We start from the raw sequence: 22,147 nt of genomic DNA, 5'->3' as shown, positions 1-22,147 counted from the left end.
GATGATTCATGCTGAACCTTATCCCTGATGCCAAGTGGGGCTCATGATCTCACATCAGGGACTTGTTCGCACCTTCCCTAAGCGGCTTAGCCCACCAAAAACGCTCTTAACCGGGCAAACTCCGCAGGCAAATTAACGGAGAGCAGCGGCAGTTCGGCGTGCTTGGCCAGCGGGCCGGGCAGCGGTACATCGAGATTGAGGATCTCGTCTACCGACTCCTTGAACTTGGCGGGATGGGCGGTGCAGAGGAACACCCCCACTTCGTCCTCGGCCAGCTGTTCCTCCAGCAGATCCCAGGCAATGGCGCCGTGGGGTTCGCAGAGGTAATCCAGCTGATGCAGGCGTTTGAGCGCGTCGCGGGTCTGGGCATCGTCACGCATACCGGAGCCTAAGGTCTCCAGTGCCCAACCCTTGCGACGGCAGAGCTCTTCTACCCGCGGCCAGTTGTTGGGGCGGCTGACATCCATGGCATTCGACAGGGTGGCCACTGTCTGGTGCGGCTCCCACTGACCGGTTTTCAGGTAGCGCGGCACGGTATCGTTGGCGTTGGTGGCGGCGATAAAGCGCTTCACCGGCAGCCCCAGCGCCTTGGCAATCAAGCCTGCGGTGAGGTTGCCAAAGTTGCCGGACGGCACGCTGATGACCGCTTTGGCGCGGGAGGCTTTCGGCAGCTGGGCTACCGCTTCGAAGTAGTAGCAAACCTGCGCCAGCAGACGGCTGATATTGATGGAGTTGGCGGAGTTGAGGCCAATGGCCTTTTTCAGCGCTTCGTCGTCAAAGGCCTGTTTTACCAGCGCCTGACAGGCATCGAAGTCGCCGTCGATGGCGATGGTGCGGATATTGCCGCCGAGGGTGCAGAAGAGCTTCTCCTGCAAGGGGCTGATCTTGCCCTTGGGATAGAGGATCACCACCTCGATCCCCTCCAGCCCGTAGAAGGCGTGGGCCACGGCGGCGCCGGTATCGCCCGAGGTGGCGGTGAGGATGGTGATCTTGTCATTCTTTTCGGCAGACACGGTTCTAAAGGCTGCGAGGCACTGGGCCATAAAGCGGCCGCCGAAATCCTTGAACGCCAGGGTCGGGCCGTGGAACAGTTCGAGGGCATATATCTTGCGATCGGAGCCGTCTTTGAGTTTCACCAGCGGCGCCGGGAAGGTGAAGGCGGCGTTGATAAGCTCGCTCACCTTGGCGGCGGGTACTTCATCCCCCAGCAGGTGGCTCAGGATGCGGGCAGAGCGTTCGGCCAGCGGCAGATCGAGCAGGGCATCCACATCGGCGAGCGGTTCGAGTTGTTCGGGGAAGAAGAGCCCCTGTTCGCGACCCAAGCCCTGACGCACCGCCTGCGCGAAGCTCACCTGTTCGCTGTTGTCCTTGATGTTGTAGAGATTCATAGCTCGCTTCCTGTTACCCGTGCCCCGGCCATGTCCAGTTTGCAGACCCGGGCAAATCCATCTTCGTTCTGCACGAAATGTGCTTCCATCCAATCCTTCATCCGCTCGGCCTGCGCCAGCTCCTTCATCACCACAAACACGGTGGGGCCGGAGCCGGAGATGCCGGTGGCGAGCGCCCCGTTCTGGGCCGCCTGCGCCCGCACCTCGGCAAAGCCTTCGATCAGCGCCGCGCGGTAGGGTTCGGCAATCACATCTTTCAATACGCTCGCCGCCAGCGGCTCCTGCCCGGTGTAGCTGGCGTGAACAAAGGCAGCCAGGCGGCGGCCATAGGTGAGGCAATCCTGACGGCGATATTGGGCCGGCAGGATGGCGCGGGCCGCGGCGGTGGAGACCACAGTGCCCGGGTAGCAGACCACCCAGTACCACTCGTCAAACACCGGAATGCCCTGGCTGATAACGCCCGCCTCCTCCACCACCAGCTGCATGCCACCCAGATAACAGGGGGCCACGTTGTCGTAGTGAACGGAGCCGGAGATCTTGCCTTCCATCTCCCCCATCAGCAGCAGCAGGGCGTGCTCGTCGAGGGGCGCGCCGTGAAAGGCGTTGAGCCCCTCCAGCGCCGCCACCACGCTACAGGCGCTGGAACCCAGACCCGAGCCGACCGGCAGGTTCTTCTCCAGCACCATTTCGAGGGGCTTGAGGCCAAGGCCGCGCTTCTCCAGCGCCTCGCCATAGGCGACCCAGCAGTCATGGAGGATATTCTTTTTCGGATCGTCCGGCAGCTTGTGGGCGTAGCGGCCCACGGCGGAGAGGGCGAACGGCACGTCAGCCGCTTTTACCTGCACCCGATCGCCGAGCAGAGAGCCATCCACGGGGGCGAGCGCCGCCCCCAGTACATCAAATCCCACGCTCAGGTTGGCGCTGGAGGCGGGGGCATAGGCAACCACACTTCTGTCATTACCCATGGCGCCTTCCGTCATATAAGAGGGGTACATGTCTGAACTCATGCTTATAGCTCCTGCTTCCAGTTCTGGGTGCGCAGCACGTCGGCAAAGACACCCGCCGCAGTCACTTCGGTACCGGCGCCGTAGCCGCGCAGCACCAGCGGGATCGGCTGGTAGTAGGTGGAGAAGAAGGCGAGCGCGTTCTCCCCGTCTTTGACCTTGAACAGCGGCTCGTCGGCCCCGACCGCCTTGATGGCGACCTTGCACTTGCCACCGTCAATGGAGCCCACATAGCGCAGCACCTTGCCTTCACGCTGGGCGGCGGCGAACTGGTCGCGGAACCAGCCGTCAGCTTCCGGCAGACGGGCCATAAAGGCTTCCACATCGCCGCTCACATCAAAGCCGGGCGGCAGCGCCTGCTCCACTTCCACATCGGAGAGCTCCAGCGCCATGCCCGCCTCGCGAGCCAAAATGAGCAGCTTGCGCGCCACATCCATGCCGTTGAGATCGTCGCGGGGATCCGGCTCAGTAAAGCCGTTGCTGCGAGCGATTTGGGTCGCCTCCGAGAACGCCATCCCCTCATCCAGCTTGCCGAAGATAAAGGAGAGTGAACCGGACAGAATGCCATCGAAGGCACGCAGCTTGTCACCGGCCTTGATAAGGTTCTGCAGGTTCTCGATAACCGGCAGGCCAGCACCCACGTTGGTCTCGTACAGGAACTTGCGGCGAGTCTGGCGGGCAGTGCGGCGCAGCGCCTTGTAGTAATCGAGCGAGCCGGTGTTGGCCTTCTTGTTCGGAGTGACCACATGGAAACCGGCGGCGAGGAAGTCGGCATACTGGACGGCCACCGCCTCGGAGGAGGTGCAGTCGACGATCACCGGGTTGATGATGTGGCTATCTTCCACCAGCTTTTTCACCCCTTCCAGCGAGAAGCTGTCGCGGGCTTCCACCAGCTGTTCGCGCCAGTTGGCGAGGTTGAGGCCATCCTTGTTGACCGCCATCTGGCGGCTGTTGGCGATGCCGACCACGCGAAGGCCAGTGCCCTGCTCGGCCAGTACCGGTTGCTGGCGGGCAATCTGATCCACCAGCGCGGCACCGACGCCACCGACCCCGACCACAAACAGATCGATAAACTGCTGGCTGCCAAAGAAGTTCTGGTGGCACGCCTTGATGGCTTCCGCCACCTTGCGATCCCGCACCACCGCCGAGATGGAGCGCTCGCTGGAGCCCTGCGCGATGGCGACGATGTTGATGGAGGCTTGCGCCAGCGAGGTGAAGAAGCGGGCTGCCATCCCCTTGCTGGTGCGCATGCCGTCACCGATCAGGGAGATGATCGCCAGATCGCTGATGATATCCAGCGGCTCCAGCAGCTGGTTTTTGAATTCCAGCTCGAACTCGCGCTCCAGCACCTTGCGGGTCTTCTCGCTGTCGTAGCTGTGGATACAGAAGCTGACGCTGTACTCGGAAGAGGACTGGGTGATCAGCACGATACTGACCCCGGCGCGGGAGACGGCTGAGAAGATGCGACCGGCCATGCCGACCATCCCCTTCATGCCGGGGCCGGAGACGTTGAACATGCACATGCCGGAAAGATCCGAGATGGCCTTCACTTTCAGGTCATCGTCGCCGCTCTCGGGGCCGATCAGGGTGCCCGGCCCTTGCGGGTTGAAGCTGTTCTTGATGAGGCAGGGAATGTGGAACTGGGCCACCGGCGCGATGGTTTTCGGGTGCAGCACCTTGGCACCGAAGTAGGAGAGCTCCATCGCTTCCTTGTAGGAGAGAGTTTTCAGCAGGTAGGCATCCGGCACCAGACGGGGGTCGCAGCTGTAGCAGCCTTCGACGTCAGTCCAGATCTCGCAGCACTCGGCATCGACGCAGGCAGCCAACACGGCGGCGGAGTAGTCGGAGCCGTTACGACCCAGCAGCACGGTCTCGCCCTTGTCGCTGCCACCGGTAAAGCCCGGCATCAAGTAGAGGCAATCGCTACGCAGCCCCTTGGCGGCAAAGCGCAGGCGGGAGGCTTCGATATCGACGTGGGCTTCCAGATAGCCGCCATCGGTCACCAGCAGCTCTTCCGGCACGATGAGACCCAGCTCGAGGCCACGCACCCGCAGCAGTTCGTGCATAAAGGCGATGGAGAGGTTCTCGCCACGGCTCAGGATGCGCGCCTGCACGTTGTCCGGGCAGAGGCCCAGCAGACGGATGCCCTGCATCAGCCGCTCCACCTGATCCAGCTCAGCGGTGAGGCGGGCCAGCAGCGCCTTGTCATCGAGCGCCGGATAGGCCGCCTTCAACCCGGCCAGCAGGCGGGAGAAGATGCCGTTGACTTCAAACAGGGTGGAACTGGCATCCATGCCGCGACTGGTCTGCTCCACCAGCGCCACCAGATGATTGGTCACCTTGGCAGGTGCAGAGAGCACCAGGGCTACCTGAGATTGGCCGTGGGTGTTGACCGCGATATCGGCCACCCGTAAAAAACGTTCTGCATCGGCCAGTGAAGACCCGCCAAATTTCAACACTCTCATCGCTTTCTCTCCCTGTAAATCTATGAAATTCAATCTAAAAACCAATCCAACAAAAAGGCCCGTACTGGGTGGGTACGGGCCTTTTTTGATTTCTGTGCTTGTTCGTCAGCGCATCAACCGGCCCCAGTGCCACCTGTGGTGGTACCGGTAATAATGGTGGTGATGACGTTGGTGAATAACTGCATGACGAACACTCGTTGACGAAGCTGGCTTTTAGCAATACCGCGGCGGGCGATGGGCTGTCAACTTAAACCTCTTTGCCAAGTTTGCGCGCAAGGTCTTTGCAGAGCAGGTGGAGCATGTTCAAATCCCGCTGCGGCAGCATGGGCACCCGGTCCATCACCCACTGATGCAGTTTTTCATCCTGCGAAACTCCGAGTTCACCAAGCAATTCTGCTGTTTTGCTTTTCAGCACCCGAACCTGCCCGGCGTTATCAAAATTTTCTGCTACCGCAGCGCCGCCGTCGGCGTTCAGCTCATCCATCAGCTGACTCATCTCGTAGGCATAGAGCATGATCGCCTGCCCCAGATTGAGAGACGGGTAGCTCACCTTGAGGGGCAGATAGCTGATGAGATCGACCTCGGCCAGCTGCTCGTTGGAGAGCCCCGACTCCTCGCAGCCAAAGACGATGGCCACCTTGTTGAGTGAAGGCTTGCTGCGGATCTGCTCGCGGATCTCCCCCGGCGTGAGGTAGTGCTGGTAGCGACCGCGCTCACGGGCAGTGGTGGCAATCACCAGATCCATGTCCGCCAGTGCCTCGGGCAGGGTGTCGAACGCCTCGGCCTGAGTCAGGATCTCCTGGGCACCGTGAGCCACCCAGCTCGCCTCCTCCTCTTCGTGTACCCGGCTCGCCACCAGTCGCATGGCATCGAATCCCATGGTTTTCATGGCGCGGGCAGCCGCCCCCACGTTCGCAGGTCGGGCAGGTGCCACCAGGACAAAATAGAGCTTCATCGGGTTTCCTCACAGGCCGGACGGCCTCTCAAACAGACAGCAAACAGTCGCTAAACCATCACCAAAACAGGGGCGCAATCTACCGTTTATCCCCGAAAATTGCCACTTGAACAGACGTTTGAATGTTGCGATAGTGGCCTGACGTCTGAACAAATTACACCCAATCCTTCGCGCTATCGGCCCGACAGATCACAAGGAAGAGAGAGATGCAGCAGCCATTGGAACAGGCCGTCGCCGAGACTATCCTGCAACGCTTCGAGTCGTTTTACAGCCGGTTTCTCGAGATAACCCAGGGCAGCAAGAGCCGCTTCGAGAACAGTGACTGGCTGGGGGTGCAGCTCGCCGGGCGCGAGCGAATTCGCCTCTATGACCACCATGTGGGGGCCACCGCCAGCTCCATCCGCCAGATGATGGGGGAGCACCACGCCACCCAGGAGCTGCTCAAGCGGGTCAAAAGCGCCTTCAGCGACCTGCTACCCCGTTGTGACAACTTCGAGGTGGCGGAGTCCTTCTTCAACTCCGTCTATCGCCGGATCTTTCGTCATCGCAATATCCGCGACGAGAACCTCTACATCCACCCCTTTGTCAGCCGTGGCGAAAAACCGGACCTGAGCGCCCTGCTGCGGATCTATCGCACCGATCTCGCCCACTTGCCGCAGACCTTGAGCCAGCTTTTGGGGGATTACAGCTTCACCCTCCCCTACGAGGACAAGCAGCGGGATATTGTCGACATCCACCGCCATCTTGCCGAGAACGGCCCGCAAATCCTCCATGATGAGCCCTTTGCCATCGAGCTGCTCAAAGAGGTGTTCTACCGCAACAAGGGGGCCTATCTGGTAGGGCTGATCCGGGTAAAAGATCAGGTCTTCCCCTTTATCCTGCCCCTGCTCAGCACCGGCCACAGCATCTATGTGGACACGGTGATCTTCGAGCCGGATCTCGCCTCCATCGTGTTTGGCTTCGCCCGCGCCTACTTTATGGTCTATGCCCGCGAACCGGCGCTGTTTGTCGCCTTCCTGCGCCAGATCATGCCCCACAAGCCCGATTACGAGATCTACAACGCCATCGGCTGCCAGAAGCACGGCAAGACCGAGCTCTATCGCCACTACCGCCATCATCTGGCCCAGAGTCGGGATCAGTTCATCATCGCCCCCGGCATCAAGGGGATGGTGATGAGCGTGTTCACCCTCCCCTCCTACGATGTGGTGTTCAAGGTGATAAAAGACGAGTTCACTCCCCCGAAGGATGTGAGCCACGAGCAGGTGAAGGCAAAATACCGGCTGGTTAAACAGCACGATCGGGTGGGTCGGATGGCCGATACCCAGGAGTTCACCAACTTCGAGTTTCCGCTGGACCGCATCTCGCCGGAGCTCCTTGCCGAGCTCAAGACGGTGGCACCTTCTGCGCTCACCATCAGCGACGACAAGCTGGTGATCAAGCACCTCTATACCGAACGCAAGATGATCCCCCTCAACCTCTATCTGGACAAGGCGGACGAGCAGCAGACCCGCCTCGCGTTGGAGGAGTACGGCAACGCCATCAAGCAGCTGGCGGCGGCCAACATCTTCCCGGGGGACATGCTGTTCAAGAACTTTGGCGTCACCCGTCACGGCCGGGTGGTCTTCTACGACTACGACGAGATCTGCTACATGACGGAGTGCAACTTCCGCCAGATCCCGCCGCCTCGCTACCCCGAGGATGAGTGGAGCGCCGAACCCTGGTATTCGGTGGCCCCCAACGACATCTTCCCCGAGGAGTTCGCCACCTTCCTGCTGCAAAAGCCGCAGGTGCGGGAGATCATGCTGCAACTGCACAAGGAGATGTTCGACGCCAACTACTGGAAGATGCTGCAGAGCAACATCAAGGTGGGGGTGTTCGAGGATGTCTATCCCTACCGGCGCAAGAAGCGCTTCAAGTACCAGCGCGGCGGCTGATCCCGCAGCGCCCGCGCACATCGCAGCAACGAAAACGGGGTGGCCAAAGCCACCCCGTTTTGCTATCCGCTTTGCGCCTTAACTGCCGCGACGGCGGATCACCCCCTCCTGCATGGTGCTCGCCACCAGCACGCCGTCACGGGTAAAGAACTGACCGCGCACCAGACCGCGACCGCTGCTGGCGCTCGGGCTGTCTACCACGTAGAGCAGCCAGTCGTCGAAGCGGAAATCCCGGTGGAACCACATGGAGTGATCGATGGTGGCCACCTGCATATCCGGCTCCCAGTACGACACCCCGTGGGGCTGCAGCGAGGTGAGCAGGAAGTTGAAGTCGGAGGCGTAGGCCAGCAGGTATTTGTGCACCCGCAGATCGTCCGGCATCTGGCCATTGGCCTTGAACCAGACGTGACGCACCGGATCCTGCACCGTCGGCCGAATAGGGTCGACCAGGGTCACCGGGCGCATCTCGATGGGTTGCTCGCAGAGGATCTTGTCGCGCAGAGAGGCCGGGATCAGGTTCTCGTAGGGGCGCACCAGCTCCAGCTCGCTCTTGAGCTCCTCCGGCGGGGTGATGCCGGTGGGCATCTGCGCCTGATGCTCGAAGCCGTCGGCCGGCACCTGAAACGAGGCGTTGAGATAGAAGATGGGCTTGCCGCCCTGAATCGCCTTGACCCGGCGGGTGGAGACGGTCTGGCCGTCACGGATATTCTCCACGTCATAGACGATGGGACGGGTCACATCCCCCGGACGCAGGAAGTAGGAGTGAAAACTGTGAACCTGACGGCCGGTCTCGACCGTCTGCTTGGCGGCTGACAAGGCCTGCCCCATTACCTGTCCGCCAAACACGGCCCGCAGACCGAGATCCTGGCTCTGGCCCCGAAACAGGCCCTCCTCGATTTTTTCCAGCGCCAGCAACGCCAGCAGCTCATCAAGTACCTTGCTCATCGTTCACTCCTCTATCAGAACCGCACAGGCTAACAAGCTCACCGGAGCAGAGCAACCGCCACAACCCCTTCCGCCCGCCAAAGGGAACGCCAAGGGCCATACACCGCGACCAACAGCATTTATCGAGTCTGTTTTTTCCCTGCCGAAACCGCTACGCTGTCAGCAATCGATAGAGGTGAGGTCACCCGCCATGCACATCCGTTATCCGGTCACGCCCTCTGCCACTTATCGCCTCCGCTCGTCCCTTCGCTTTCTTGCCACCCTGTTTGCTCTCTCGCTGCTCCCGGCCGCCACGGTGCAGAGCGCGGTGATTATCACCGGCGAATTGCCCCCCTACTCTTCGGCGACGCAGGCCAATGGCGGCGAGCTGGCGAGCAAGGTGCTCACCACTCTCAAAGCGGCGGGCCACCCGGATCTGCGGGTCTCCTACCAACCCTGGCCGAGAGGACTTAAAAACATCGAACTGGGCAACGCCATCGCCGCCTTCCCCTTTACCTGGACCAACGAGCGCAGCAACACCCTGCTGTTCAGTACCCCCATCGCATTCGATATCCAGTCCTGGTACACCACGCCCGACAAGAAGGGGCTGGAATCCCCGCCCTGGCAGCAGAAAACCGCCTGCGTGCCCAAGGGGTGGTTCTCCGATGCTATCGAGCGGGTGACCATCGAGCAGAAGCTGATCGTCAGAACCACCAACCGCCTCAACCAGTGTGTCGAACTGCTGAAAAAGGGCAAAGTCGATCTGGTGCCCATCAACGACACCTCGAAAAAGAACCTCTCGGAGGAGGACAACGCCGCCCTCTACCGCCTCTCGTTGTTTCGCCAGAACGTCACCTTCTATCTGGTCACCGCCCGCAATGAAGAGGGAGAGATGTTTATACGTGACTTCAACAAAGAGTGGATGACACCGGCCAACTGAGGAGTGTGAGAGCAATCATTACCACATGACCAGAGCCAGCCTGCAGCTGGAGGTCACCCGCTAGAGATGAAAAAGGCCCGCACCAGTTGGTGCGGGCCTTTGCTTGGCCGACTGTGCGCTATTTGACGGCGCGCAGTTCGCAACGGGTTGTCGGCTTACTTGCTACCGGTACCTGAGTTGCGGGTAGAGGCTTGCGGCTTGCGACGGGCGGTGGTGGCGCGAGCGCGCGGCTCTTTGCCCTGCATCTCTTTGTGACGCTGTACGGCGCGACGGATCTGGGCGGCCTGCTTGTGACGGCTGGTTTTGCCATCCTGCTGCAGATCGACCTTGGATTCGGTCTCCGGCGGCAGGTTGACCAGACCGCGCAGGTAGTTTACTTCCGGCAGTTTCAGCTCTTGCCAGCCGCCGCGCGGGATGCCGCGGTCCAGCTTGACGTCGCCGTAGCGGATCCGCATCAGGCGGCTCACCTGCACTTCCTGGGATTCCCACAGGCGGCGCACTTCACGGTTGCGTCCTTCGGTCAGGGTAACGTTGAACCACTGGTTCAGACCCTCACCGCCAGCCGGTTTGATCTTGTTGAACTTGGCGGTGCCATCTTCCAGCTGCACGCCCTTGCGCAGACGCTGCAGCATGGCTTCGGTGATTTCGCCAAAGACACGTACCGCGTATTCCCGCTCCACTTCGTGACTCGGGTGCATCAGACGGTTGGCCAGCTCACCATCGGTGGTGAACAGCAGCAGACCGGAGGTGTTGACGTCGAGGCGGCCGACCGCAATCCAGCGGGCACCTTCCATCTTGGGCAGACGATCAAACACGGTGGGACGACCTTCCGGATCGTGACGGGTACACATCTCCCCTTCCGGCTTGTGGTAAGCCAATACGCGGCAGATCACTTCCTCTGCGGCACGGGTCTTGACCTGGTGACCATCCACCCGGATCACGGCGTTCACTTCGACGCGATCCCCCAGTGTGGCGACCTTGCCATCCACACTGACCCGACCTGCGGTGATCAGGGCCTCCATCTCACGACGGGAGCCGTGACCCGCGCGGGCCAACACTTTTTGCAGTTTTTCACTCATCGGGGTTACCTGATTGTTGATCGCTGCCCACTGGTAAAAGGGGCAACGGGGTTAACTGTAACAAACGCCGGTTGGAGCTCTCGTCACAGTTGAAAAATGTATATCTCGGTGACATCGGCACGCTTGGGCGCCATTCACCGGGCATCGTTCTCCCCGTCCACCGCAGAGGGCAACAGGGGTTGCAGCTCCGGATCCAGCTCGGGGAGCTGCTCCAGACTCTGCAGATTAAAGTAATCCAGAAACTCTCTGGTGGTGGCGAGCAGCTCGGGGCGACCCGCCACCTCTTTGTGGCCTATGCTGCGCACCCAGCCACGCTCTTTCAGGGTATTCACTATCTGGCTCGACACCGCCACCCCGCGGATCGCTTCGATCTCGGCCCGGGTGATGGGTTGGCGATAGGCGATCAGGGTCAGCGTCTCCATCACGGCGCGGGAATAGCGCGGAGCACGCTCGCTCCAGAGCCGCGAGAGCTCCTCGGCATACTCCTGACGCGCCTGAAAGCGCCAGCCGGAGGCGACCTCTTTGAGCTCGACGCCCCGCGAGCTGTAATCTTGCCTGATCTCGGCCAACAGCAGCTGAACATAGCGACTGGTCACCGGATAATCCGCCAGCACGCTGCTTTTCAGTTCGCTGACATTGAGCGGGCGACCGGCCACAAACAATGCCGCTTCGATCAGGGTCTTGAGTCGTTCAGTGGGCAGCGCCACGGTTGCCCTCCTCGCTCTGCTCGGCCAATGCAAAATGGATAGGACCGAGTGGTTCTGCCTGCAGGATCCAGATCAGTTGCTCCTTGCACAGCTCCAGCAGGGCCAGAAACGTCACCAGAACCCCCATGCGCCCCTCTTCGGCGCGCAGCACCTGCTCAAGGCGCAGGGTCTGCCCCAGCGTGAGCATGGCGAGGATCTCCGCCATGCGCACCCGGGTCGGGATCTGCTCGCGGCGGATCTGGTGATGTTCGAAATGAGTCGCGCGTTTTACCACACTTTGCATGTAAAGGGCGAGTTCAACCAGCGAAACATCGGGCGCCAGTGGCTTGAGGGCGCCAAAATCGGGGGGCAAGGCAGCGGCGATATAAATCTCCCGCTCCACCCGTGGCAGCTCATTGACCCTCTCCGCCCCTACCTTGTAGCGCTCGTACTCCTGCAGGCGGCGAATAAGCGTCACCCGCGGGTCTTCTCCCTCCTCTTCATCCTCCAGCTCCGGCGCCTTGGGCAGCAGCAGGCGGGATTTGATCTCCGCCAGCCAGGCCGCCATCAGCAGATATTCGGCCGCCAGCTCAAGGTTGAGCCCCTGCATCAGCTCCACGTACTCCATGTACTGGGCGGTGATCTGCAGGATCGGCAGGTTGAGAATATCGAGCTGCTGGCGCCGGATAAGGTAGAGCAGCAGATCGAGCGGCCCCTCGAAGGTATCGAGGAACACCTCCAGCGCATCGGGCGGGATGAACAGGTCCTGGGGCAGCTCGTGATAGGGCTGCCCCAGGACTTTCGCGATGGGTAGTGCGGCGCCAGTTCCCGTCTCGGCGGAGGGGACTGTCACCGGTTCAGCGACATCACTCAAACGGAGTCGGATCCCCGGCGCCGCGACGACGCAATACCGGCTCGTCGTCAGAGAAATCGACCACTGTGGTGGGCTGCTCGCCCAGATAACCGCCGTTGACCACCAGATCGATCTGCTTGTCCAGCTTGTCGAAGATCTCTTCCGGGTCAAACTCGGCCATTTCAGAGTCCGGCAGGATCAGTGTGGTGGAGAGCAGCGGCTCGCCGAGTGCTTCCAGCAGTGCCTGGGCAATCTTGTTGTCCGGCACCCGGATGCCGATGCTCTTTTTCTTCTCGTTCATCAGGCGGCGCGGCACCTCTTTGGTCGCCTTGAAGATGAAGGTGTAGGCGCCCGGGGTGTTGTTCTTGATCAGGCGAAATGCGCTGTTGTCGACCTTGGCGTAGGTGGAGATCTCGGAGAGATCGCGGCACACCAGGGTGAAGTCGTGGTTGGCGTCGAGGCGACGGATGCGACAGATGCGCTCCAGCGCGCCCTTGTCACCCATCTGGCAACCCAGCGCATAACCGGAGTCGGTCGGATAGACGATCACACCGCCGTTCTGGATGATCTGTACCGCCTGACCGATCAGACGGGCCTGGGGGTTTTCAGGATGTACGTAAAAATGCTGACTCATAGCTTGTTCTCGCAATGGGGGCAGCAATACCTGCCCGCTCGTATGGTCACGGGTCAAAGACCCATGACACTACCTTAACCTGTTTGTGGCCGCTTCGCTGGCGCCGTTACCGGCTTGCCAGCAGCTCAGCATGCTGCTCGGTGGTGAGCCCGAAGTGACCGGGATAGGCCAGCCAGACGGGCATTCCCTCTTTGGGCAGCCAGAGGTGGCGGCCCAGCTCGGTCCAGTTGGAGGGGAAGTGAAAATCCGATCCCACCGAGATATAGAGGTCGTGCTCCTTGGCCCACTGGCCCAGATTGGCCCGCTCCTGCGGGCTCTGCTGGGGCAATGACACCTCCATGGCATCGCCACCGGCCGCTTTGAACGCCACCAGCAGCCGCTTGATCCACTTGGCGGTGAGATCGTAACGGCTGGGGTGAGCCAGCACCGCCAGCCCGCCCGCGGCGTGAATGGCTGTGATTGCTTCGCTCATCTCGGGCCACTCGGCCGGGGCATACCCTTTATTGCCACGACTCAGGTACTTTTTGAATACCTTCTGCATGTTGTCGGCTACCCCGCGCGCCACCAGCACCCGGGCGAAGTGGGCACGGGTCACAGCCGCATCACCGGCCAATGCCTTGGCCTCTTCATAGGTGCCGGGGATCAGACACTTCTCCAGACGGCGCCCGATTTCCAGTGCGCGAGCCTCGCGGCGAGCCCGTTGTCCGGCCAAAAACGCCACCAACTGCGGATTTTTTTCATCCACCCCCAGCGCCACGATATGAATTTCGTGATGCTCCCAGCCGGTGGAGATCTCGACCCCGCTCACCAGTCGCAGCGGCAACTGCTCGGTCTCGATGGTGCGGCGCACCTCATCAAGCCCGTCAAGGGTGTCGTGGTCAGTAACCGCTAACACCTCAACCTGTTTTTCAGCGGCGCGGCGCACCAGTTCGGCCGGGCTCAGCACCCCGTCGGAGGCAGTGGTATGGCAGTGAAGATCGAATCTCATCGGCTTGTTTCGCTCTTGTCTTGGGGCCCGCTTGAAAAAAAGAAGGCTAAAAAGCGACTTGACTTGGCCGCGGCTTTATCGTTTTCTGTAGGCACTTCATTGCAAACATCTTTTTACAGGACTTTATCATGCAAACGACTTCCATCCTGACCATCTGGTGGTGGCACACTCCCTGACATGCGGGCGTGTGGTCGTTGCTGTACCTGTAATCTGACAGCAAATTAAGAACCCAAAGAAAAAGCCCGCTGACCCCAGCGGGCTTTTTTATTATCCGGCAAATGGACCTGTGATGAAACCGAGAATTCAGACAAGCGCAATGACCTGGCGATGGCGACCCTACTGAAACCGCCCGAACCGACCCAATTTCCAAAGCATTTTTACGGGATTAGACGCATGAACATCGGTAAACCGCATCACACGCAAGGGAACGCACTATGACAGCCACACATCGCCTTCCTCTGGGTGAATTCGATACCCTCAAACTCAACGCCCCTTATGTGGCCGATCCGCTGGCGCTCTATACCCGCCTCTGTCAGGGTCGCCCCAACAACCTGCTGCTTGAATCGGTGGAGATCGACTCCAAGGCGGGCAAACAGAGCCTGCTGCTGGTCGATGCCTGCCTGCGCATCGAGTGCCGTGGTCGCACCGTGCGGGTTCGCACCCTCAACGACAACGGCGCCCAGTTGCAGAGCCTGCTGGCCGAGCGGCTGCCTGCGGTGGTGGCTCGTTCGCTGGTAGATGGCGAGCTGCAGCTCGATTTCCCGGCCTCCGATCGGGAGCTGGACGAAGATTCCCGCCTCAAGGGGTGCAGCGTGCTGGACGTGCTGCGCACCCTGCAGCGAGAGCTCGATTGCCAGCTTGGTAAAGAGGCGCTCTTTATGGCGGGCAGCTTCGCCTATGACCTGATCGCTTCCTTCGAGGATCTGCCCGAGGTGCCGGAGGGGAGCAACCACTGCCCCGACTACTGCTTCTACGTGGCCGAGACCCTGATCACCATCGACCATATCGAACGCACCACTCAACTGCTGGCCTGCATCTTTGGCGGCGACAGCGACGAGAGCCAGGTGGAAGACAGATACACCCGCCTGACCGAGCGACTCACCGACTTCAAACAGCTTTGCCAGCAACCCCTTAGCGCCGAGCTGACCACCCAGCCCCTGAGCGGCGGCATGAGCGTGGACAAGAGCGACAAGCAGTTCTGTGCCGAGGTGGAGAAGCTCAAGGGCTTTATCCGCCGTGGCGACATCTTCCAGGTGGTGCCGTCCCGCTGCTTCTCCCTGCCCTGCCCCAGCCCCTTGGCCGCCTATCGCCGCCTCAAACAGACCAACCCCAGCCCCTACATGTTCTACGTGCAGGATGAGGGCTTCACCCTGTTTGGCGCCTCGCCGGAGAGCGCGGTGAAGTTCTGCGCCGCCAGCCGCGACGTCGAGATGTACCCTATCGCCGGTACCCGCCGCCGTGGCTTCAACCCCGATGGCAGCATCAACCGGGATCTCGATGGCCGCATCGAGCTGGAGCTGCGTCAGGATGAAAAAGAGGTGGCCGAGCACCTGATGCTGGTGGATCTGGGCCGTAACGACATCGCCCGCATCTCCGAGCCCGGCACCCGCTACGTCAAGGAGCTGCTGAAAGTGGATCGCTACAGCCACGTGATGCATCTGGTCTCCAAGGTGGTCGGTACCTTGCGCGCCGACCTTGACGCCCTGCACGCCTATCAGGCCTGCATGAACATGGGCACCCTCACCGGCGCACCCAAGATCCGCGCCAGCGAGCTGATTCGCATGGTGGAAGGCAAGCGCCGCGGCAGCTACGGCGGCGCCGTCGGCTACATCAACGGTGCAGGCGAGATGGATACCTGCATCGTCATCCGCTCCGCCTTTGTGAAAGATGGCATGGCCCATGTGCAGGCCGGTGCCGGGGTGGTCTATGACTCCAAACCGCAGGCCGAAGCGGACGAGACCCGCGCCAAGGCGGCCGCCGTGCTGGCCGCCATCGCTGCCAGCCATGGCACCTCCCTGCAAGCACTGAACGCCCAGCAGGAGCAACATAAGGACGTGAGCCATGACTAACATCTTCCTGCTCGACAACTTCGACTCCTTTACCTACAACCTCGTCGACCAGTTCCGCTCCCTCGGCTATCCGGTGAGGATCTATCGCAACAGCCTGCCGGCCAGCCGCATCATGAGCGAAATCGCCGCCTGTGAAGGGGACGCCGTGCTGGTGCTCTCGCCGGGGCCGGGCGCCCCCCATGAAGCGGGTTGCCTGATTGACCTGATCAAGCTGGCACGCGGTCAGGTGCCCATCCTCGGCATCTGTCTCGGTCATCAGGCCCTGTGCGAAGCCTACGGTGGCACCGTCGGCGCGGCGGGCGAAATCGTCCACGGCAAGCGCTCCCTGATTGAGCACAACGGCCACGGCGCCTTCGCCGGTCTGCCGAGCCCGCTGCCGGTGGCCCGCTACCACTCGCTGGTCGCCACCTATGTACCGGAAGAGCTGACGGTGATTGCCCACTATCAGGGCATGCCCATGGCCATTGAGCAGCAGGATGAGCGGGTGCTGGGATTCCAGTTCCACCCGGAATCCATCATGACCTCGGAAGGGGCCCGTCTGCTGACTCAGGCGCTCGCCCATATCACCCGCCCAGAAAGCAGCGTGCGTTAAGGTAAGGAGACCAACATGCATCAACATCTCAACACCCTCTATCAGGGTCAGTCTCTGAGCCGTGAAAGTACCCGCGACGCCTTCGGCCAGGTGGTACGTGGCGAAGTGGATCCCATTGTGCTGGCCAGTCTCTTGACCGCCCTCAAGATCAAGGGGGAGACCCCGGAGGAGATCGCTGGCGCCGCCGAGGCTCTCTTGGCGGAAGCGCGCGACTTCCCGCGTCCAGACTATGCGTTCTGCGATATCGTCGGCACCGGGGGCGATGGCCTCAACACCATCAACGTCTCCACCACCTCGGCGCTGGTCGCCGCCGCCTGCGGCCTGAAAGTGGCCAAGCACGGCAACCGCTCGGTCTCGAGCAAGTCAGGCTCCAGCGATCTGCTGGACAAGATGGGCATCAAGCTCGACATGAGCCCGGCGCAGGCACGCCACTGTCTGGATGAACTCGGCATCTGCTTCCTGTTCGCCCCCCAATACCACGCTGGCGTGCGCCACGCCATGCCGGTGCGTCAGGCCCTCAAGACCCGCACCCTGTTCAACGTGCTGGGGCCGCTCATCAACCCCGCTCGTCCCACCTATCAGCTGATGGGGGTCTATGCCCCCGAGCTGGTGCGCCCCATCGCAGAAACCCTGCTGGCACTGGGGCTGAAAACCGGTATGGTGGTTCACGGCGCCGGGCTCGACGAGATTGCCATCCACGGCCCGACCCAGGTGGCCCAGATCCGTGACGGCGAGATCCGCGAATTCATGATCACCCCGGCTGACTTTGGCCTCGAGACCTATCCGGTCAGCGCCATTCAGGGCGGTGAGCCTGAAGAGAACCGCGCCATCACCGCCGCCATTCTGGAAGGACGTGGCACCCCGGCCCACAACGCCGCCATCGCCGCCAACGTGGCGCCACTGCTGCTGATGGCGGGCAAGGCGAAAGATCTCAAGAGCGCGGCGGCCGAAGTGCTGGCGGTGCTGGCAAGCGGCAAGACGGCAGAGCTCGCTGCCAAGTTGGCCACCCTGAGCCATCAGGAGGCATGATGTCAGCCAAGAACCAGCACGGCACTCACTCAGGCACTAGCTCAGATCGCCCGCAGGGCAGTACCCAGTTTCGCAAGGATAACGAGATGTCAGACCTTATTGCCCCCCATGCTTTTCTGAACATGGCCTCCATCAGCCAGACCATTCTCGGCAAGATCGTGGCGGCCAAACAGGAGTGGGTTGCCGCCCGCAAGCTGGCCCAGCCACTGGAGAGCTTCCAGAGCGCGCTGACCCCAAGCGATCGGGATTTTGTCGGTGCGCTCAAGGCGGGCTCCACCCGCTTTATTCTGGAGTGCAAGAAGGCCTCCCCCTCCAAGGGCTTGATCCGCGACGATTTCAGCCCGGAGGCCATCGCCGACATCTATGGCAAATACGCCACCGCCATCTCGGTGCTGACCGACGAGAAGTTCTTTCAGGGGGATTTCGCCTTCCTGCCACGGGTGCGCAGCCGCGTATCGCAACCGGTGCTCTGCAAGGATTTCATGATTGACCCCTACCAGGTCTATCTGGCCCGCCACTATCAGGCGGACGCCATCCTGCTGATGCTCTCGGTGCTCACCGACGAGGGCTATCGCGCCCTGTTCGCGGTGGCCAAAGAGCTGGGCCTTGGCGTGCTCACCGAGGTGAGCAACGAGGAGGAGCTGACCCGCGCCATCGCGCTGGGGGCGCCGGTGATCGGCATCAATAACCGGGATCTGCGGGATTTGAGCGTCGATCTCAACCGCACCAAACAGCTGGCCAGAGATATTCCGAGCGATCGGGTGGTGATCAGCGAGTCCGGCATCAACCACCGCGCCCAAGTGGCGGATCTGCGCCACCATGCCAAGGGCTTTCTGGTGGGCTCATCCCTGATGGCCGAGCCGGATCTGGAGGCGGCGGTGCGCAAGCTCACCCTCGGCCAGAACAAGGTGTGTGGCCTGACCCGTGCCGAGGATGCCGCCGCCGCCCATCAGGCGGGTGCGGTATTTGGTGGCCTGATCTTTGTGGCGAAAAGCCCGCGCTATGTGGACATCCCCGCCGCCCGCGCCGTGATGGCGGGCGCGCCGCTCTCCTATGTGGGGGTATTTCGCAATGCCCAGCCCACCACCATCGCCAAGACGGTGGATGCTCTGAACTTGGCGGCTGTCCAGCTGCATGGTGATGAAGATGCCGCCTATATCGAGGGGCTGCGTGCGCTGCTGCCGGCTGGCTGCCAGATCTGGAAAGCGGTGGGAGTCACAAGCGGCGAGCCGCTGCCTGCCCTCGACTATCCGGCGGATCGGCTGCTGCTGGATACGAAAGTCGGCAGCCAGAGCGGCGGTACCGGTCAGGCGTTCGACTGGGCCATGCTGGCCACGCTCGACAAGAGCAAACTGATGCTGGCGGGGGGGCTGAATCCCGATAACGCCCTGCAGGCGGCGCAGGTCGGCTGCCTCGGCCTTGATTTCAACTCCGGGGTGGAGAGTGCCCCGGGCCAGAAGGATGCGCACAAGCTGGCGGCCGTGTTTGCTGCCCTGCGCCAACTGTAAACGGGCCATGCGCCCCGATATGCACCAGATTAATGAACCTCATTAGCCTATAAATACAAGGAATAGTCTATGACCCTGCTCAACCCGTTTTTTGGTGAATTTGGCGGTATGTACGTACCCCAAATCCTTATCCCCGCCCTGCTCCAGCTGGAGAAAGCCTTCGTCGATGCCAAGGATGATCCGGCCTTTATCGCCGAATTTCAGGAGCTGCTGACCGAGTATGCCGGTCGCCCGACCCCGCTCACCCTGACCCGCAACCTGACCAGGGGCACCAAGACCCGCCTCTACCTGAAGCGTGAAGATCTGCTGCACGGCGGCGCCCACAAGACCAACCAGGTGCTGGGTCAGGCGCTGCTGGCCAAGCGGATGGGCAAAACCGAGATCATCGCCGAGACCGGTGCCGGTCAGCACGGCGTCGCCACTGCACTGGCCTGTGCCCTGCTCGGCCTCAAGTGCCGGGTCTATATGGGCGCCAAGGATTGCGAGCGCCAGAAACCCAACGTATTCCGTATGAAATTGATGGGCGCCACCGTCATTCCGGTGCACTCAGGCTCCGCCACCCTGAAAGATGCCTGCAACGAGGCGCTGCGCGACTGGGCTGCCAACTACGACACCGCCCACTACCTGCTCGGCACCGCCGCTGGCCCGCACCCCTTCCCCACTATCGTGCGGGAGTTCCAGAAGATGATCGGCGAAGAGGCCAAGGCCCAGTGCTTCGAGAAGGAAGAGCGACTGCCTGATGCGGTGATCGCCTGCGTCGGCGGCGGGTCGAACGCCATCGGCATGTTTGCCGACTTTATCGATGAACCATCGGTGCGTCTGATCGGCGTCGAGCCGGGTGGTCACGGCATCGAGAGCGGCGAGCACGGTGCGCCGCTGGGTCACGGCAGCAAGGGGGTCTTCTTTGGCATGCACTCCTACCTGATGCAGGACAAGCAGGGGCAAATTCAGGAGTCCTACTCCGTCTCGGCGGGGCTCGACTTCCCCTCCGTCGGCCCGCAGCACGCCTATCTGGCCTCCATCGGCCGTGCCGAGTATGTCTCCATCACCGACAAGGAGGCGCTGGACGCCTTCCAGGAGCTGGCCAAATCAGAGGGGATCATCCCGGCGCTGGAGTCTGCTCATGCGCTGGCCCACGCCCTCAAGATGGCCCGCAGTGAACCGGAGAAAGAGCAGGTGCTCATCGTCAACCTCTCCGGCCGTGGCGACAAAGATATCTTCACCGTGGCAGACATTTTTGAAAAAGAAGGAACCTTGTCATGAACCGTTACGCACAACTCTTCTCCCGTCTGGATGCGGTCAATCAGGGCGCCTTTGTGCCGTTCGTGATGCTGGGTGACCCCACCCCCGAATTGTCACTGGCCATCGTCGATGCGCTGGTCGAAGGGGGCGCCGATGCCCTCGAGCTCGGCATTCCCTTCTCCGATCCGGTAGCGGACGGCCCCACCATTCAGGGCGCCGCCCTGCGGGCGTTTGCCAGCCACACCACCCCGGACGACTGCTTCGAGCTGCTCGCTCGCATCCGCGCCAAGTACCCGCAGTTGCCCGTTGGCCTGCTGGTCTATGCCAATCTGGTTTATGTGCGCCACATCGACGGTTTTTATGAGAAGTGCCAGCAGGCAGGTGTGGATTCGGTACTGGTGGCCGACGTGCCGGTACAGATGTGCGCCCCCTACAAGGCGGCTGCCGACAAGTTCGGCATCGACAGCATCTTTATCGCCCCGCCCAATGGCGACGCCGAGACCCTGAAACAGGTGGCGGAGCTCGGCAATGGTTACACCTATCTGGTGAGCCGCGCTGGTGTGACCGGTGCCGAGACCAAGGCTGGCATGCCGGTGGAAGGTCTCATCAACACATTGCGCGAGTTCAAGGCGCCCCCCGCCCTGCTCGGCTTTGGCATCAGCGAACCGGCTCAGGTGCGTGAAGCGATCGCCGCTGGCGCCGCCGGTGCCATCTCCGGCTCCGCCGTGGTGAAGATCATCGAGACACACCACAACAACCCGGAGCATATGCTCACTCGTCTGAAAGAGTTTGTGGAAGGGATGAAGGCCGCGACCAATCGATAAGGTCGGTTATGGGGTCAGCTGGTTGTGACCCTGATCTGCCAGTTCGCATAACCACTCCATAACCATGAGAAAGGGAGCCTGACCGGCTCCCTTTTCTTTTTACCCCCTCTCCCTCTGGGAGAGGCCTGGGGTGAGGGGAGTCTACGGCAACCCTATTTGCTGACATTGAACACTACTAATGACTAATTTGTTGATCCAACACAGATTCCCACCAAAACCCGCTTCTCAACACACTACCCTCCCCCTTAAGATACCCGAATGACAATCAACCTCTCGGAAGAACGCCATGACAGCGATTGTTGTTATCTCGCAGGTTAACAGCAGCGAACTGGAGGCTGTAATTCAGGGGCGGTAGCTTTGCCTGCTCAAAATATCATCGATAGATATGACTGTTGATGAACAACTCTTGATGGCATTTAGTAAAATGGCGGTAATGGTTCCAAAAGAAGGTGCCAAGAAAATATACTCCGAAAATTAGGGGCATGCAGGCCATAGTATGACTTTAAGTTATTTGTGGTACTAAGTATAACTATAAGTAGTCATCTGGAATGCTAGATTATCGGATTAATACTAACATTCATATAAACACTATTAGAGCATTTCAGCTCCAGAGAATACTTAACTTTTTAGTAAGAGATGTATAAACATGTCCATTAAAAATAATTTGCACTTGGAGTTTTCATTTGAAATTGCACATGAGAACCGAGAAGAGCAACTAGAATATGTTGTTAAAAACATTATCGAGGAAAATGCCAACGCATTTAATGAACGAATGTCAAGAGTAAGCATCCAATATGATATGCGTGCAGAGGTTTTAACTGATACATTTGCAGTTACAGAAGTTGCAATAAATTTTGATGATAATGTTGGCACTGCATGTGTTGAATATGATTGGGATGCATATTACGGCTGCAAAGATATGTGCGGAGGCGACCGTATCGAAGATGAATGGTCATTTAAGATAATCAATAACACTATTGTATTTGATTTGAACCTGCCTGAAGACGACCGATTCGATGAAATTTGAATTTAT

At 60.6% G+C, this 22,147-nt stretch carries 19 protein-coding genes; 9 read left to right on the top strand and 10 right to left on the bottom strand.

Annotation, left to right across the window (positions count from 1 at the left end):
• Positions 1-86 precede the first annotated feature (86 nt).
• From thrC to OKB77_RS02560, 4 genes are all read right to left on the bottom strand, one after another.
• Entirely contained in the window at positions 87-1,388 is a 1,302-nt protein-coding gene (thrC, locus tag OKB77_RS02575; RefSeq protein ID WP_201951944.1) for a threonine synthase, read from the bottom strand.
• Positions 1,385-2,395, bottom strand: a complete 1,011-nt coding sequence (thrB, locus tag OKB77_RS02570; protein WP_201951949.1) for a homoserine kinase — start codon at positions 2,393-2,395, stop codon at positions 1,385-1,387. Before thrB ends, thrC begins: the two co-directional genes overlap by 4 nt.
• 2 nt (positions 2,396-2,397) lie before the next feature.
• Entirely contained in the window at positions 2,398-4,857 is a 2,460-nt protein-coding gene (gene thrA, locus OKB77_RS02565) for a bifunctional aspartate kinase/homoserine dehydrogenase I (protein WP_201951952.1), read from the bottom strand.
• A gap of 247 nt (positions 4,858-5,104) precedes the next feature.
• Positions 5,105-5,812, bottom strand: coding sequence for a tRNA/rRNA methyltransferase (locus tag OKB77_RS02560; protein ID WP_100654199.1), 708 nt, complete (start codon positions 5,810-5,812; stop codon positions 5,105-5,107).
• 206 nt (positions 5,813-6,018) lie between these two features.
• Between OKB77_RS02560 and aceK the strand changes: the two genes are divergently transcribed.
• The gene (aceK, locus tag OKB77_RS02555) at positions 6,019-7,746 is read left to right on the top strand and encodes a bifunctional isocitrate dehydrogenase kinase/phosphatase (RefSeq protein WP_101531469.1); all 1,728 of its coding nucleotides are present in this window, start codon (positions 6,019-6,021) and stop codon (positions 7,744-7,746) included.
• A 78-nt stretch (positions 7,747-7,824) separates the two neighbouring features.
• On the opposite strand, the gene tesB is transcribed toward aceK, so the two are convergent.
• A complete protein-coding gene (gene tesB / locus OKB77_RS02550) occupies positions 7,825-8,691 on the bottom strand; it encodes an acyl-CoA thioesterase II (RefSeq protein ID WP_005338122.1) in 867 nt (288 codons plus the stop codon).
• A 190-nt stretch (positions 8,692-8,881) separates the two neighbouring features.
• Here tesB and OKB77_RS02545 point away from each other — a divergent pair, with 190 nt between their 5' ends.
• The gene (locus OKB77_RS02545; RefSeq protein ID WP_201951954.1) at positions 8,882-9,610 is read left to right on the top strand and encodes a transporter substrate-binding domain-containing protein; all 729 of its coding nucleotides are present in this window, start codon (positions 8,882-8,884) and stop codon (positions 9,608-9,610) included.
• Positions 9,611-9,765: 155 nt separating this feature from the next.
• Here the strand turns inward: OKB77_RS02545 and rluB are convergent, their stop codons facing one another.
• From rluB to rnm, 5 genes are all read right to left on the bottom strand, one after another.
• Complete coding sequence (rluB, locus tag OKB77_RS02540) at positions 9,766-10,689, bottom strand: 23S rRNA pseudouridine(2605) synthase RluB (protein WP_005347347.1); 924 nt, start codon at positions 10,687-10,689, stop codon at positions 9,766-9,768.
• 134 nt (positions 10,690-10,823) lie between these two features.
• The gene (gene scpB / locus OKB77_RS02535) at positions 10,824-11,396 is read right to left on the bottom strand and encodes an SMC-Scp complex subunit ScpB (RefSeq protein WP_005338125.1); all 573 of its coding nucleotides are present in this window, start codon (positions 11,394-11,396) and stop codon (positions 10,824-10,826) included.
• Positions 11,380-12,249 carry a segregation and condensation protein A gene (locus tag OKB77_RS02530; RefSeq protein WP_160880718.1) on the bottom strand — a complete coding sequence of 290 codons (870 nt, stop codon included), beginning with the start codon at positions 12,247-12,249 and terminating at the stop codon, positions 11,380-11,382. The genes scpB and OKB77_RS02530 overlap by 17 nt, the downstream gene beginning before the upstream one ends.
• Complete coding sequence (locus OKB77_RS02525; protein ID WP_201951957.1) at positions 12,242-12,862, bottom strand: L-threonylcarbamoyladenylate synthase; 621 nt, start codon at positions 12,860-12,862, stop codon at positions 12,242-12,244. Before OKB77_RS02525 ends, OKB77_RS02530 begins: the two co-directional genes overlap by 8 nt.
• 106 nt (positions 12,863-12,968) lie before the next feature.
• A complete protein-coding gene (gene rnm / locus OKB77_RS02520; RefSeq protein ID WP_075112437.1) occupies positions 12,969-13,850 on the bottom strand; it encodes an RNase RNM in 882 nt (293 codons plus the stop codon).
• Positions 13,851-14,284: 434 nt separating this feature from the next.
• Here rnm and OKB77_RS02515 point away from each other — a divergent pair, with 434 nt between their 5' ends.
• The 7 genes from OKB77_RS02515 (at position 14,285) to OKB77_RS02485 (ending at position 22,141) form a co-directional block, all read left to right on the top strand.
• Positions 14,285-15,919, top strand: coding sequence for an anthranilate synthase component 1 (locus OKB77_RS02515; RefSeq protein WP_201934131.1), 1,635 nt, complete (start codon positions 14,285-14,287; stop codon positions 15,917-15,919).
• Positions 15,912-16,511, top strand: a complete 600-nt coding sequence (locus OKB77_RS02510) for an aminodeoxychorismate/anthranilate synthase component II (protein WP_005359135.1) — start codon at positions 15,912-15,914, stop codon at positions 16,509-16,511. Before OKB77_RS02515 ends, OKB77_RS02510 begins: the two co-directional genes overlap by 8 nt.
• 15 nt (positions 16,512-16,526) lie before the next feature.
• Positions 16,527-17,540 (top strand): anthranilate phosphoribosyltransferase, encoded by a 1,014-nt coding sequence (trpD, locus tag OKB77_RS02505; RefSeq protein WP_058053107.1) that lies wholly within the window; start codon positions 16,527-16,529, stop codon positions 17,538-17,540.
• A gap of 86 nt (positions 17,541-17,626) precedes the next feature.
• Positions 17,627-19,048, top strand: a complete 1,422-nt coding sequence (trpCF, locus tag OKB77_RS02500) for a bifunctional indole-3-glycerol-phosphate synthase TrpC/phosphoribosylanthranilate isomerase TrpF (RefSeq protein WP_234922472.1) — start codon at positions 17,627-17,629, stop codon at positions 19,046-19,048.
• A gap of 69 nt (positions 19,049-19,117) precedes the next feature.
• Positions 19,118-20,311: a tryptophan synthase subunit beta gene (gene trpB / locus OKB77_RS02495; RefSeq protein WP_201951960.1), complete on the top strand. Its 1,194-nt coding sequence runs from the start codon at positions 19,118-19,120 to the stop codon at positions 20,309-20,311.
• Entirely contained in the window at positions 20,308-21,114 is an 807-nt protein-coding gene (trpA, locus tag OKB77_RS02490) for a tryptophan synthase subunit alpha (protein WP_201951963.1), read from the top strand. Before trpB ends, trpA begins: the two co-directional genes overlap by 4 nt.
• Positions 21,115-21,760: 646 nt before the next feature.
• Positions 21,761-22,141, top strand: a complete 381-nt coding sequence (locus OKB77_RS02485) for a hypothetical protein (RefSeq protein WP_019445644.1) — start codon at positions 21,761-21,763, stop codon at positions 22,139-22,141.
• Positions 22,142-22,147 lie beyond the last annotated feature (6 nt).

The organism is Aeromonas sp. Y318-3 (genome assembly GCF_027706185.1).
Lineage (GTDB): Bacteria > Pseudomonadota > Gammaproteobacteria > Enterobacterales > Aeromonadaceae > Aeromonas > Aeromonas veronii.
Note: the sequence above shows the minus strand (reverse complement) of the source record. Positions and strands in the feature narration are given on the sequence as shown.

Coding starts and splice junctions, on each gene's coding strand:
- thrC (WP_201951944.1), bottom strand. CDS start 1,388: ATGAATCTCTACAACATCAAGGACAACAGCGAACAGGTGAGCTTCGCG.
- thrB (WP_201951949.1), bottom strand. CDS start 2,395: ATGAGTTCAGACATGTACCCCTCTTATATGACGGAAGGCGCCATGGGT.
- thrA (WP_201951952.1), bottom strand. CDS start 4,857: ATGAGAGTGTTGAAATTTGGCGGGTCTTCACTGGCCGATGCAGAACGT.
- OKB77_RS02560 (WP_100654199.1), bottom strand. CDS start 5,812: ATGAAGCTCTATTTTGTCCTGGTGGCACCTGCCCGACCTGCGAACGTG.
- aceK (WP_101531469.1), top strand. CDS start 6,019: ATGCAGCAGCCATTGGAACAGGCCGTCGCCGAGACTATCCTGCAACGC.
- tesB (WP_005338122.1), bottom strand. CDS start 8,691: ATGAGCAAGGTACTTGATGAGCTGCTGGCGTTGCTGGCGCTGGAAAAA.
- OKB77_RS02545 (WP_201951954.1), top strand. CDS start 8,882: ATGCACATCCGTTATCCGGTCACGCCCTCTGCCACTTATCGCCTCCGC.
- rluB (WP_005347347.1), bottom strand. CDS start 10,689: ATGAGTGAAAAACTGCAAAAAGTGTTGGCCCGCGCGGGTCACGGCTCC.
- OKB77_RS02525 (WP_201951957.1), bottom strand. CDS start 12,862: ATGAGTCAGCATTTTTACGTACATCCTGAAAACCCCCAGGCCCGTCTG.
- rnm (WP_075112437.1), bottom strand. CDS start 13,850: ATGAGATTCGATCTTCACTGCCATACCACTGCCTCCGACGGGGTGCTG.
- OKB77_RS02515 (WP_201934131.1), top strand. CDS start 14,285: ATGACAGCCACACATCGCCTTCCTCTGGGTGAATTCGATACCCTCAAA.
- OKB77_RS02510 (WP_005359135.1), top strand. CDS start 15,912: ATGACTAACATCTTCCTGCTCGACAACTTCGACTCCTTTACCTACAAC.
- trpD (WP_058053107.1), top strand. CDS start 16,527: ATGCATCAACATCTCAACACCCTCTATCAGGGTCAGTCTCTGAGCCGT.
- trpCF (WP_234922472.1), top strand. CDS start 17,627: ATGTCAGACCTTATTGCCCCCCATGCTTTTCTGAACATGGCCTCCATC.
- trpB (WP_201951960.1), top strand. CDS start 19,118: ATGACCCTGCTCAACCCGTTTTTTGGTGAATTTGGCGGTATGTACGTA.
- trpA (WP_201951963.1), top strand. CDS start 20,308: ATGAACCGTTACGCACAACTCTTCTCCCGTCTGGATGCGGTCAATCAG.
- OKB77_RS02485 (WP_019445644.1), top strand. CDS start 21,761: ATGTCCATTAAAAATAATTTGCACTTGGAGTTTTCATTTGAAATTGCA.